Origin of the sequence: Bradyrhizobium sp. UFLA03-84, from assembly GCF_002289535.1 — a bacterium.
Taxonomy (GTDB): domain Bacteria; phylum Pseudomonadota; class Alphaproteobacteria; order Rhizobiales; family Xanthobacteraceae; genus Bradyrhizobium; species Bradyrhizobium viridifuturi.
The window spans coordinates 637,765-650,121 of sequence record NZ_NSJY01000014.1; the positions used below are offsets into that span (position 1 = coordinate 637,765).

14 protein-coding genes and 1 pseudogene are annotated in these 12,357 nt (G+C 64.3%); 8 read left to right on the top strand and 7 right to left on the bottom strand.

Features of this window, described 5'->3' with window-relative positions; genetic code table 11:
* Positions 1-3 precede the first annotated feature (3 nt).
* From CK489_RS24520 to CK489_RS24530, 3 genes are all read right to left on the bottom strand, one after another.
* Complete coding sequence (locus CK489_RS24520) at positions 4-303, bottom strand: acyl carrier protein (RefSeq protein WP_050419055.1); 300 nt, start codon at positions 301-303, stop codon at positions 4-6.
* Positions 304-485: 182 nt separating this feature from the next.
* The gene (locus tag CK489_RS24525) at positions 486-842 is read right to left on the bottom strand and encodes a hypothetical protein (protein WP_095734643.1); all 357 of its coding nucleotides are present in this window, start codon (positions 840-842) and stop codon (positions 486-488) included.
* An 87-nt stretch (positions 843-929) separates the two neighbouring features.
* On the bottom strand, positions 930-1,787 hold the full coding sequence (locus tag CK489_RS24530; protein ID WP_244486008.1) for an ion channel: 858 nt from the start codon (positions 1,785-1,787) through the stop codon (positions 930-932).
* Positions 1,788-1,897: 110 nt separating this feature from the next.
* On the opposite strand from CK489_RS24530, the gene CK489_RS24535 reads away from it, so the two are divergent.
* Positions 1,898-2,524, top strand: coding sequence for a ParB-like protein (locus CK489_RS24535; RefSeq protein WP_095734115.1), 627 nt, complete (start codon positions 1,898-1,900; stop codon positions 2,522-2,524).
* Here the strand turns inward: CK489_RS24535 and CK489_RS24540 are convergent.
* The 4 genes from CK489_RS24540 to CK489_RS41810 form a co-directional block, all read right to left on the bottom strand.
* Positions 2,485-2,997, bottom strand: coding sequence for an MgtC/SapB family protein (locus CK489_RS24540; protein ID WP_050627036.1), 513 nt, complete (start codon positions 2,995-2,997; stop codon positions 2,485-2,487). The two genes, CK489_RS24535 and CK489_RS24540, sit on opposite strands and share 40 nt — an antisense overlap.
* A 22-nt stretch (positions 2,998-3,019) precedes the next feature.
* Positions 3,020-3,598: a peroxidase-related enzyme gene (locus tag CK489_RS24545; protein WP_050627035.1), complete on the bottom strand. Its 579-nt coding sequence runs from the start codon at positions 3,596-3,598 to the stop codon at positions 3,020-3,022.
* A 109-nt stretch (positions 3,599-3,707) separates the two neighbouring features.
* A complete protein-coding gene (locus CK489_RS24550; RefSeq protein ID WP_095734116.1) occupies positions 3,708-5,456 on the bottom strand; it encodes an ATP-binding protein in 1,749 nt (582 codons plus the stop codon).
* Positions 5,457-5,662: 206 nt separating this feature from the next.
* The gene (locus CK489_RS41810; protein ID WP_198961061.1) at positions 5,663-5,860 is read right to left on the bottom strand and encodes a hypothetical protein; all 198 of its coding nucleotides are present in this window, start codon (positions 5,858-5,860) and stop codon (positions 5,663-5,665) included.
* 109 nt (positions 5,861-5,969) lie between these two features.
* Here CK489_RS41810 and CK489_RS24555 point away from each other — a divergent pair.
* The 7 genes and pseudogenes from CK489_RS24555 to CK489_RS42350 form a co-directional block, all read left to right on the top strand.
* A pseudogene (locus CK489_RS24555) lies at positions 5,970-7,745 on the top strand (putative bifunctional diguanylate cyclase/phosphodiesterase); the annotation flags it as partial.
* An 88-nt stretch (positions 7,746-7,833) separates the two neighbouring features.
* The gene (locus tag CK489_RS24560; RefSeq protein WP_050627033.1) at positions 7,834-8,019 is read left to right on the top strand and encodes a hypothetical protein; all 186 of its coding nucleotides are present in this window, start codon (positions 7,834-7,836) and stop codon (positions 8,017-8,019) included.
* Positions 8,020-8,170: 151 nt separating this feature from the next.
* Entirely contained in the window at positions 8,171-9,127 is a 957-nt protein-coding gene (locus CK489_RS24565) for a catechol 2,3-dioxygenase (RefSeq protein ID WP_050627032.1), read from the top strand.
* A 159-nt stretch (positions 9,128-9,286) separates the two neighbouring features.
* Positions 9,287-9,757 carry a DUF1801 domain-containing protein gene (locus tag CK489_RS24570; protein WP_050627086.1) on the top strand — a complete coding sequence of 157 codons (471 nt, stop codon included), beginning with the start codon at positions 9,287-9,289 and terminating at the stop codon, positions 9,755-9,757.
* A 216-nt stretch (positions 9,758-9,973) separates the two neighbouring features.
* Entirely contained in the window at positions 9,974-11,251 is a 1,278-nt protein-coding gene (gene soxC / locus CK489_RS24575) for a sulfite dehydrogenase (RefSeq protein ID WP_095734117.1), read from the top strand.
* A gap of 34 nt (positions 11,252-11,285) precedes the next feature.
* Entirely contained in the window at positions 11,286-11,783 is a 498-nt protein-coding gene (locus CK489_RS24580) for a c-type cytochrome (RefSeq protein ID WP_502694148.1), read from the top strand.
* A 172-nt stretch (positions 11,784-11,955) separates the two neighbouring features.
* Positions 11,956-12,261 carry a BA14K family protein gene (locus CK489_RS42350; protein WP_050627029.1) on the top strand — a complete coding sequence of 102 codons (306 nt, stop codon included), beginning with the start codon at positions 11,956-11,958 and terminating at the stop codon, positions 12,259-12,261.
* The last annotated feature ends 96 nt before the right edge of the window (positions 12,262-12,357 follow it).

Consider the following 12,357-nt stretch of genomic DNA (forward strand, 5'->3'; position numbering starts at 1 on the left):
CGATTACGAGGCCGAGCCCGCGCCCGCGTTCTTGGCCGCAACCAACTCGTCGATGCGGTCGGCGAGATTCTGCAACACGAAGTACTGCTCCGTCGTGGCTTTGCCGTCGTTGACCTCCTGGGTCCACTTTTCGAGCGGCATCTTGATCCCGAAGGCCTTGTCGATGGCGAAGGCGATGTCCAGGAAGTCGAGGCTGTCGATCCCCAGATCGTCGATCGCGTGGCTCTCCGGCTTGATCGTATCGCGCGGGATGTCGCAGGTCTCCGCAATAATGTTGGCGATCTGCTCGAATGTGGAAGACATCATTAAGCCTTTGATATATTGAAGGTAATTCCGGGTCAACTCGGAGGAGGCGGGCGCGTTGCCCCGGAATGCCCTATTGCTGCTGCCGGGAGTCGTGTGCCCGTATATCGGAGCAGGGCCGTTAGTTCAATGGAGCTTGGCCGGCCTCGCCAGGACGGTTTTTGAGCCTGGTTCCGGCCAGCCTAGGTGCGCGGCATCACCGTAATCTTCGCGCAATCCCGGCGGCCCATCAGCACGCAATCCTGGGTCTTGCGCAGATCGGCGATGCTCATGGCGAGCCAGATACCGATCGCGGTCAGCGCCACCGTGAAGGCAAAGGCGGCGATATTGGCGAGCATGCGCTGGCGGAAGTCATCCGGCTCCTCGCGCGGCTTCTCATAGCGGGAGAGGTCGTTGGCGACGGAAACGGGAGCGATGGAAGCCGGGCGGGTCGATCGGATCGGGTCCTCGCGCTTGCCCGGCGGCTGCGCCGAAGTACGCGGCCGGAATTTGAGCACCACGTGCTCGTCTTCCGAGGAAATTGGCCGCTGCGTCTTCACTGTTGTCCGTCCGGTCGCGTCGCCGCTCATGTTTAGCATGTCCGGCGCGTTTCACACCTAAAATCTTGATACCCGCAGAGGTGGTATTTATCCTTCGATGGTCTCGTGGAACCGACTGTAGTCGATCCGCAGACGGCCGTCGTCGGTCGCCTGCAGGATCTCGGCATAGCGATGGCCGAAGCGGACGTCGGAATGTTCATAAGATTTTCGCGCATGCAAGGTTTGCGCTGCAACGTCGTCATAGCCCGACACGAAGAGGCCGAGACCGGCATTGAGGGCTTGCAGGTCCGCGGCGTCGAGGCCGGCGAGCGGGCTGTCCTGGTCGATCACATGAAACAGGGTCCAGCTCAGCGCCAGCGCCGGGCTTTCGCTGCGCACGAGCGGCAGTTCGTAGAACCGGCGGTATGGCGTGCCTTCCTTGCTGACGCCGTTCTTGAACAGCCACAGCCGTGCGGTGGCATTGGCGATGATGTTGTGCCGCTCGTTGGCAAGACGGATCATCAGCGTCAGCTCGCCCTCATGGTTCGAGATCACGGGGTTGTCGGCGAACAGCAGCCGCGCGCTCGGCCGCGAGAAGCGGGCGAAGATCAGCCCCGTCATCAACGACATCGAGAAGATGCCGGTGAAGAGCTCGATGGCGGCGATGAAGTGCCCGTAGTGGGTCTGCGGGTGCATGTCGCCGTAGCCGGCGGTCGAGAGTGTTTCGATGCTGAAATACAGGTAGTCGATGTACTGGCCGTCAGGCACGTTGGCGATCGGATGATCGCCGAGCCAGTAGAGCAGCGCGAAGACAGCGTTGAAGGTGATGAACACCAATGCTGCACCGCCGATAAAGGCGGGCCACGATGCCGTCATGCAACGGTGGCTGATGTCCGCCCAGAAACTGAGCTCCAGCCCCTCGGTCACGACCTCGCGGTTGCCGAGGCGGACCGTGCGTGCCTTCACGCGTTCGCTTGCTCTCAAAGCCATTCCGCCGGACCGGCTCTTTCGTCTGCCTGAGACATCATGTCATAATGGAACCCATTCCGGAGTGCCGGTCAAACGGGAGTACAATCATGGCCCATACGCGCGAGCCTTACGTCAAACCGGTCCCGATCCTGTCACTGCGACCGACCCAGATGACGGTCGGAATGCAGGAGGTGAAGGAGAAGCGGAAGCGCTGGCGCGAGCACAGATCGGACAAGAAGCGCGCCGAGCTTCTGGGCAAGCACATGATCCCGGTGGTCCATGGTCCCGACGATCGCTACTATGTGGTCGACCACCATCACATGGCGCGCGCGCTGCACGAGGAGGGCGTCAAGGACATCCTGGTCACCGTGATCGGCGATCTCACCATGGTCGAGCGTGACGTGTTCTGGGGCGTGATGGACAACAAGCGCTGGGTCTATCCCTACAACTCGAAGGGTGAGCGCTGCCACTTCAGGGACATTCCGAAATCGATCAAGGATCTCAAGGACGATCCATTCCGCAGCCTTGCCGGCGAGATGCGCCGGGCCGGCGGCTTCGCCAAGGACACGACGCCGTTCAGCGAATTCCTGTGGGCCGATTTCCTGCGTCGCCACATCCCGCGCAAGACGGTGGAGAACAATTTCGCCAAGGCGCTGGAGAAGGGACTGGCGCTGGGTCGCAGCGGGGCAGCGGTCTATCTGCCCGGCTGGTGCGGGCCGGCATCCGACGATTGAGGCGGCGCGGCTTCCGAATTGTGCGGATAGTCCTTGCCGCCGAGCGCGTGGTGCAGCCATCGCTCGATCCGCCTGCCGAAGGTTAGCAGCAGGAATGCCAGCGCAAGGGCGGTGAGGACGATCGGCCAGTGCCCAGCGCCGCAGACGATTCCGACGCATGCGGCGAAGAACGCGCATGCGGCGCTGGTCAGGCCGTGGACCTGAGAGCGGTCGCCCTGACGCACGATCACGCCGGCGCCGAGAAATCCGATGCCGGTCAGCACGCCCTGGATCACGCGGCTCACCGCATCGGTGAACTGGCCGGGCTGAACCGCCTGCAATGCCAGCAGCACGACCGTGGCCGTCGAGAGGCTGACGAGACCAAGCGTCTTCAGGCCGATCGGCTTGCCGCGGAGGTCGCGGTCGAGCCCGATCGCGCCGCCGGCAAGCATGGCCGCGCCGAGGCGCAGGATGATCTCGCTCCAGTCTGCCAAGATGTCCTCTACAGGCCGTCGTCTATTTCGGCTGCCGCCCGAGCATGTAGAACTCGGCGTTCGGCCGCATGCCGGTGATGTTGGCGAGCCGGTTCGAGAGCGCGAAGAACGCCGCCACCGCGGCGATGTCCCAGACGTCGTCGTTGCTGAAGCCGTGGGCGGCCAGCGCGGCGAAGTCCGCCTCCGCGACCTCCTCGGCCGCGCGGCTCACCTTCATGGCGAAATCGAGCATCGCGCGCTGCCGCGGCGTGATGTCGGCCTTGCGGTAGTTGATCGCGATCTGGTCGGCGATCTCCGGGTTCTTGGCGCGGATGCGCAGGATCGCGCCGTGGGCGATCACGCAATATTGGCACTGGTTGGCAGCGCTGGTCGCCACCACGATCATCTCGCGCTCGGCCTTGGAGAGGCCGGAGTCCTTTTCCATCAGCGCGTCATGATAGGCAAAGAAGGCGCGAAACTCGTCGGGCCGGTAGGCCAAAGTGAGGAAGACGTTCGGCACGAAGCCGGATTTCTCCTGCACCGCCAGGATGCGGGTGCGGATATCCTCGGGGAGCTTGTCCAGAGCGGGCGTCGGGAAGCGATTTGCGGTCGGCTGCGTCATGAGATGGTTCCGGCATGCCGCATGGATGCGGCGTCACGGGAAACCATAGAGGATGACGGGTCGGGCGCAAGGCGCATTGGCGCCTTGGCCGAATCCTGGCGAAATGCGGCTAGCGAAGCGGCTTCTTCAGCAGCGAGAAGCGATCGGGATCGAGACCGAGTGACGGCTGCAGCATCGGTGCCTCGGCGGGCGCCATGGTGCGCGCCGGCGGCGGAGCGTTGAAATTGGCATCGCCGCTCGGCGAATCGCGATGCGAGGTGGCGCCGCGCCAGCGCTCCAGCACGGCGCTGACGAAATGCATGTCATGGCCGGCGGTGACCGACGGCACCGTCGCGATGGTGGCCTCGCCGCGCGGCAGCTGGTGCGGCGGCACCTCCTTGAAGCGCAGCCGGGTCGGCAGCGCGACGCCTTCGCCGAACGCCAGCACTTCGCGGGTGCCGAGCGAGGGCACGAACGACAGCAAATTGGCGGCGGCATCCGACACCGCCGAGCGCAGCAACGCCTGGTCGCGGTCGTTGGCAAGCCGCATCGTGAACAGCGTGTTGCACTGGGAGATGATGGTGGCGTCGAGTTCGGCCGGACGCTGGGTGATCAGGCCGAGATAGACGCCGTATTTGCGGCCTTCCTTGGCGATGCGCGACACCGCCTTGCGGGTCGGCCCGAAGCCGATGTTGCGGTCCGCGGAGGCATAGCGGTGCGCTTCCTCGCAGACGAACAGCATCGGCGAGACGCCGTCGCTCCACAGCCCGAAATCGAATGCCATGCGGCACAGGACCGACACCACGGAATCGACGACTTCGGCGGGGAAGCCGGCAAGCTGCATGATGGTCATCGGCTTGCCGTTGGCGGGCAGGCGGAACAGGTGGCTGATCACCTCGGCCATGGTATCGCCGCCGACATTGGCATTGTCGAACATGAAGGCGTAGCGCGGATCGTTGCGCACTGCGTCGATGCGCGAGATCAGCTTGTGATAGATGATGCGCGAGGAGCGGTTCTCGAGCTTGCCCATGCGCTCGTCGATCAGCGAGATCAGGTCGACGAGGCGATAGGGCACCGGCGTGTCGACGGTGTAGCCGACCTGCTTCGGATCGATGCGCTTCAGTCCCAGACCGACCCGGTCGGAGTTCTGGTACTGGGTGTAGATGCCCTTCGCCATCGGGATCACTTCGGCGAGGATGTCGAGCTCTTCGGGCACGCCGGGCCGGCCGCCGAACAGCACGTCGACGATCTCCTCGAAATTGAACAGCCAGAATGGCAGCTTCAGGTTTCGCGGGTTGAGCACCTGCGCGCGCTCGCCGAAGCAGCGGCCGTATTCGTTGTGGACGTCGAGCAGGAAGATGCGCAGGTTCGGCCGCGACTTCAGGATCTCGTTCAGCAGCAGCGACACGCCGGTGGATTTGCCGACGCCGGTCGAGCCGAGCACCGCGAAGTGCTTGGACAGCATTTCCTCGACGTCGACATAGGCGATGACGGAGCGATCCTGTTGCAGCGTGCCGACATTGATCTGGTCCGAGCCGCTCGGTGCATAGACCGTGCGCAGCTCCTGGTTGGTGATCAGATCGGTGCTGTCGCCGATGGTCGGATAGTGGGTGACGCCGCGCTGGAATTTCGGGCGGTCGCCGCCGAGGATTTCGCCGAGCAGGTCGACCGATGCGGTCGCCATGTATTCGTCGGACGCCGGCAGATTTTCGCACGACACCTCGGTGATCATGGCGACGATGACCGAGGTCGCGCAGCGGATGCTGACGAACCGGCCGACGGTCGCGCGCATTTCTGAAAGTTGCATCTGGCCGCCTGCCAGCAGCCCCACCCGGGCCTGCGAGCCGCGCACAGAGATCACACGTCCGAAAGGTGTCACAGTTCCAGCCTGGCTCGTTCTCGAAATCTAAATGTCCGGACCAATATGCCCGCCCGGGATTGGAAAAACCGTTAAGTCGGCCGGGTTCGGCATCGGCTAAATCTACACCTTCCCGGTGACGATTTGTTTCTATCGTGCCGCGAGATTGCGCCCGGTCGCGCGCATCGGCGGCGAAATCGTCGCTTTCCGGCACAGCAGCGTTTGTTTCACGGTTTATCTGTTAATACCGGATTCACCATCTTCGAGGAGTGCATCGGCGGCTCCGTAGCTTTACGGGGGTTCGGCGCGATGTGTTGCGCGATGGCTCCAGGTATCGTGTAACCGATTGCTAACTGCGAGTTGTAACGACCTTTCCATTTGTGCTGCGTAACGATGCCGCGCTCGGGAGAGATCAGCGTGCGCATCGAACATCGCAATTCATCGCCAGGGAATGCCGACGCCGGTTCGACCAAGGGACTGGCGTTCTGCGCCGGCCTGCTCGTCGGCAGCCTGCTCGGAAGCGTCACCGCGCAATGGAGCGAGCGCGAAGGCCTGCTGATGGCGGCGTTTGCGATCATGGCCACGATCGTCTTCCTGCTGCTGAAGCGGCACGAAATCTCCGACGCTCGGCTCGCCACCGAGCGCCGCAATCTCATGACCGCGGTGAACAACATTCCGCAGGGGCTCGTGCTCTACGACGCGTCGGCGCGCATCATCATCTGCAACGGTCCTTACATCGAGATGTTCGGGCTTTCCCCCGACGTGGCGAAGCCGGGCTGCACCATGCAGCGGCTGATCGCGCACCGCCAGGAGACCGGCTCGTTCGACGGCGACGTCGACGCGTTCTGCGATGCCATCATCCGCAATGTGAAGCTGGGCAAGGCGACGCGTCAGCTGACCGAGGCACCGGGCGGCCGCGCGATCGAGATCGTCAACAAGCCGCTGCCGGACGGCGGATGGGTGGCGACCATCGAGGATGTCACCGAGCGGACGCGAACCGAGAACAAGATCGCCTACATGGCGCATTATGATGCGCTCACCGATCTGCCCAATCGCGTGCTGTTCCGCCAGCGCCTCGAACAGGCGCTGAGGACGATGGGCCCGGATGACCAGCTCGCGGTCATGTATATCGATATCGACGAGTTCAAAGCCGTCAACGACGCGCTCGGCCATCAGATCGGCGATGAACTGCTGACGGCGGTCGCCGACCGCCTGCGCTCCTGCCTCGGAGAGAGCGATGTCGCGGCACGGCTCGGCGGCGACGAATTTGCCGTGATCCAGACCGCGGTCCGCGATCAGACCCAGACCATGCAGCTGCTCGCCGCGATCTACCAGAGGATCCGCCAGCCGATCGATTGCAGCGGACACCTGATCACGACCGACGCCAGCATCGGCATCGCGGTGGCGCCGGCCGACGGCACCGACCTCGATCAATTGCTGCGCAACGCCGACCTTGCGCTCTATGGAGCGAAGAGCGATGGCCGCCGCACCTACCGCTTCTTCGAGGCCGGCATGGACGCGCGCGCCAAGGCGCGGCGCAATCTGGAGCTGGAGCTGCGCCAAGCCATCGTCGAGGGCAGCTTCGAGCTGCATTATCAACCGCTGCTTCATCTCGGGGACGGCAGGGTCAGCTGCTGCGAGGCGCTGCTGCGCTGGCGCCATCCCGAACGCGGCACCATCTCGCCGGCGGATTTCATTCCGGTCGCCGAGGATACCGGCCTGATCAATGATCTCGGCCACTGGGTGCTCAACACCGCGTGCCGGGAGGCCGTGAACTGGCCGGATCATATCCACGTCGCGGTCAACGTGTCGCCGATCCAGTTCAAGAGCCAGGCGCTGGCGCTGAACGTCGCCGCAGCGCTGGCGGCGTCGGGGCTCGCGCCCGCACGGCTTGAGCTTGAGATCACCGAGGCGGTGCTGATCCGCGACGACGAGGCCGCGCTCGATATCCTGCATCAGCTGCGCGACCTGGGCGTGCGCATCGCGCTCGACGATTTCGGCACCGGCTATTCGTCGCTCAGCTATCTGCAGCGCTTTCCCTTCGACAAGATCAAGATCGACCGCGCCTTCATCAAGGATCTCGCCGGGACCGGCGCGTCGTCCACGATCGTCCAGGCCGTCGTGAACATCGCTGCTGCGAGCGACATGACGACCACCGCCGAGGGCGTCGAGACGGAGCAGCAGCGCAGTCTGCTGCGCATTCTCGGCTGCACCGAGATGCAGGGCTACCTGTTCAGCCGGCCGGTGCCGGACGTCGAAATCCGCAGGCTGCTGTCCTCGCATCGCGAGGACGCCGTCTCGGTCGCCTGACCGCGGGCGGTTTCCCTATGTGATTCCGGCCACGGAATGCCGCGCAGGCGCCGGCCATCTTGTTGAGACGCAACAAGAGGGCCCTGCCATGTACTATCTCGTGAATGCGCTTCTCGTTCTGGCGATCGCGTTCTTCTTCTTCCTGCCGATGACCGACCGCCGCACGGCGCGGATGAAGCTCTGCATGGTATGTGCGCTTGCCGTCGCGCTGACGGTGTCGGCGACCATGTCCCGGCCGCATGATGCGGCGCCGGTAATGGCGTCCAAGGGGTAGGCGCGGACGCTGCTAGCGGCCCGCGGCTGCGATTACCGGCGCCAATAATTTGTTGACGGGACCTAATCCTTTGTACACTGGTACAAATAGCGCCGGCACCGCTCGCCCGAGCGGATAAGACGCCGGTTGCGTCGTTCGAGGAGAACGCCCCATGCAGCCGGAACCGATCTTCGATCTCGCTCATCTCGGGCACATGGAGCTGCTGACGCCGAAACCGGACGAGAGCTTGAGGTTCTTCGTCGATGTGATGGGCATGACGGTCAGCGGCCGACAGGGCGAGTCGGTCTATCTGCGTGGCTGGGACGACTATGAGCGCTATTCGCTGAAGCTGACCGCATCGAAGACCTCTGGCATGGAGCACATGGCGCTGCGGGCGCGCAGCCCGCAGGCACTCGAGCGCCGCGTCGCCGCGCTGAAGGGCTCGGGCTTCGACATCGGCTGGATCGACGGCGACATGGGGCAGGGGCCGGCATTCCGCTGCCGCGATCCCGACGGCCATATCATCGAGCTCTATTACGAGACCGAATGGTACGAGGCGCCGGCCGGGCTGAAGCCTGCGTTAAAGAACCAGGCGCAGCGCTTTCCGGCCCGCGGCGTCAATGTCCGCCGGCTCGACCACCTCAACTGCCTCGCGGTCGACATCAGGGCCAATCGCCTGTTCTTCGAGAACTACCTCGGATGCCGCACCACCGAGCAGATCGTGCTCAACGACGGCACGGAAGCAGCGATGTGGATGACCATGTCGAACAAGAGCTACGACTTCGCCTACACGCGTGACCACTACGGCAAGCGCGGCCGATTCCATCATGTGACCTACGCGCTGGACAGCCGCGAGGAGATCCTGCGGGCCGCCGATATTTTCCTCGAGCATGGGGTGCATATCGAGACCGGCCCGCACAAGCACGCGATCCAGCAGACCTTCTTCCTCTATGTCTATGAGCCCGGCGGCAACCGCGTCGAGGTCGCCAATGCCGGAGCCCGTCTGATCCTGGCGCCGGACTGGAAACCGATCGTGTGGACCGAGGAGGAGCGCAAGAAGGGCCAGGCGTGGGGATTGAAGACGATCGAGTCGTTCCACACCCACGGCACGCCACCGGTGATCGACTAGGCGCCGGACTGCGGCAAAAACGACCGATCGCGCGCGTCGATAGGCCGCCACGCACAGGCGCGGTCCCTGACGACAACATCGACGCACAACCATATGATCCGGGTCGAGAGGGTGAGCGCTGCGCAAGTGCGCGGCACGTGGACCGCTGGAAACAGGACAATGGTTGGCAAGACGTCCAAGAGGTCGGCGAAGAGCGCAAAGAAGCGAGCCGCGACGCGCGCGGGCGCAAAGCCGCGCCTGCTCGCGGGCGGCAATCCGCAGATCGCGAAGGGAGTTGGTGACGCGCCCGTGCAAGCCTATATCGCGGCGATGCCGGGGTGGAAGAGCGAGGTCGGACGCAGGCTTGACGAGCTCATTGTGCGGACCATCCCCGGCGTGCACAAGGCAGTGAAATGGAACTCGCCACTTTACGGCGTGGCAGGCGAAGGCTGGTTCCTCGGCATCCATGTCTTCACGCGCTACATCAAGGTGGCGTTTTTTCGCGGCGCATTGCTACGTCCCGTACCGCCGGGCGAGTCCAAGCAGCAGCACACGCGCTACCTCAACATCCACGAGAACGACCAGCTCGACGAAGCCCAGTTCACCGCCTGGGTGAAGCAGGCCAGTCAATTGCCCGGCGAACGGATCTGAGCGGCCGCGCAAGCGAAGCCCGGTGAGCCACGGCCATCACGCGCCGTCGGTGCGGCCATGCACGCGCGATCATTGCCTCGCCTCGGGCGTTTGGTGTTAGGCTGCACCAAAGCACGATGAATCGTCATCGCGCCTTGTTGTCCTGGCATGGTCTTCTCGGAAAGCCGCTTCGTGCTTTTCCGGATCATGCTCTGGTAACGTCAGAGGAAAACGTCGATGAGCGAACACACGACGGACAAGCGCGTGCGAGAGGCGTCTCGCAGGCGATTTCTTCAGGCGGGTGCGGCACTGGCCGGAGGCTCCGCGATGGCGGGAGTTGCCGGTTCTCCTGCGCTTGCCCAACAGGGGAAGAATCTTCCGCCCAACGTGCCGGAATGGATGAAAGCGCCCGGCGACCCGATGGGAAGCCAGCCCTACGGCACGCCATCGGCTTACGAGAAGGGCGTCGTCAAGAACATCTCGAAGGCGCTGCCGCAATATATCTCCGCATCGGGCCGCACGCCGTTGCAGGAGCTTGACGGCATCATCACCCCGAACGGTCTGTTCTACGAACGCCACCATGGCGGCGTGCCGACCATCGATCCGGCCGAGCACCGGCTGATGCTGCACGGCATGGTCGATCGCCCGCTGGTGTTCACGATGGAGGACATAAGGCGCTTTCCGTCGCAGTCGCGCATCCATTTCCTCGAATGCTCCGGCAATCCGATCTACACCAAGCCCTACGGCAAGACGGCGTCCGACCTCGTCGGCCTCCTGAGCTGCGCGGAATGGACCGGCGTGCCGCTGAAGACGGTGCTGGACGAAGCGGGCCTGCAGGCAGGTGCCAAGTGGATTGTTGCCGAAGGCGCCGATGCCGCCGCGCTGACGCGCTCGATCCCGATCGAGAAGTGCCTCGACGACGCCATGCTGGTCTACAGCCAGAACGGCGAGCGGCTGCGTCCGCAGCAGGGCTATCCGCTGCGCCTGTTGCTGCCCGGCTTCGAGGGCAACATGAACGTGAAATGGCTGCGCCGCCTCAAGGTCACAGCCGAGCCGGCCTATTCGCGCGAGGAGACCTCGAAATATACAGACCCGATGCCCGACGGCACGTCGCGCGAATTCACCTTCTACATGGAGGCCAAGTCGATCATCACGCGGCCGTCGGGCGGGCAGAAGCTGACCACGCACGGCTTCCACGAGATCACCGGGATCGCCTGGAGCGGCCACGGCAAGATCAAGAGCGTCGAGATCTCGCTCGACGAGGGCAAGAGCTGGCAGCAGGCGGAGCTCCAGGAGCCGGTGCTGACGCGCGCGCTGACCCGCTTCCGCTTGCCATGGCACTGGGACGGCACGCCCGTCGTGATACAGAGCCGCGCCATCGACGAGACCGGCTACGTGCAGCCGACGCTGGCGGAATTGGTCAAGGTGCGTGGTCTCAATTCGTTCTACCACAACAACGCGATCTGGCCCTGGCGCATCGGTGCGAATGGTGAGGTGACGAATGCCCAGGCGTAACCTCAAGGCAGCGTTTCTGGTAGGGGCGATCGCGATGCTCGCGGCCGCTGCGCAGGCCGAGGATCGCTTTGGCATCGGGCGTCCGGTAACGCCCGCCGAGATCGCCGGCTGGAATATCGATATCGGCCGCGACGGCTCCAACCTGCCGCCGGGCAGTGGCAGCGCCGAGCGCGGCCGCGCTGTGTTCGCCGAGCAATGTGCGACATGCCACGGCGACAACGGGCAGGGCGGCGTCGGCGATCGTCTGGTCGGCGGACAGGGCACGCTGGCAAGCCCAAAGCCGATCCGAACCGTCGGCAGCTACTGGCCCTATGCCCCGACCCTGTTCGACTACATCAGGCGCGCGATGCCGCAGAACGCACCGCAGTCGCTGAGCAATGAGGACGTCTACGCGGTGTCCGCCTACATCCTCAGCCTCAACGGCGTCGTCCCCGCCAATGCCGTGCTCGACGCCAAGTCGCTCGCCGCCGTCAAGATGCCGAACCGCGATGGGTTCGTCTCCGACCCGCGGCCCGACGTGCATAATCACTGAGCTGCGAGACGTTTGTCGCGAACCGCAGTGGTCATGCCCCACGGAGGGCGCCTCGCAGCATTGTGACTTCCTGCCTCTGTGCCCCGAATTTGATCGTCACCACATCAGATATGGGCACAGGGCCTTCCTGCCGCCCCAGGGCAACTTTCAATTGATGCATCGGAGAGGTCAGATGGCCGGACTCAGGGCCGTTGCAGCCGCTGTGCTGCTGGTGGGAATGACATTCACGCCGGTGTCGGCCCAGATTTCGGAGCCGGCCCTTTTTGACGCGCAGAATCCCGGGCGCAGCGCGATCAACGGCGGTGCGCTCACACCATGGGGTGAGGCGCAGGCGGCAGCACAACGCAGCGGCAACCCCGCGAACGCCTACGGCGCCGTGCCGCCGGCGCCATCCTCGTCCTGCGCACGCTACCGTTCGTTCGATCCGGCGTCCGGCACTTACCTTGGCCGCGATGGCCGCCGCCATTCCTGCCGATAGGCAACGTACCGCGCTTGACCGCCGTTCTTGGCGGTGGATAAGGGCGCCGGCAATTGCCCGGCGCTCGAACGATCGGACGTTGCCCGCGCTATAATC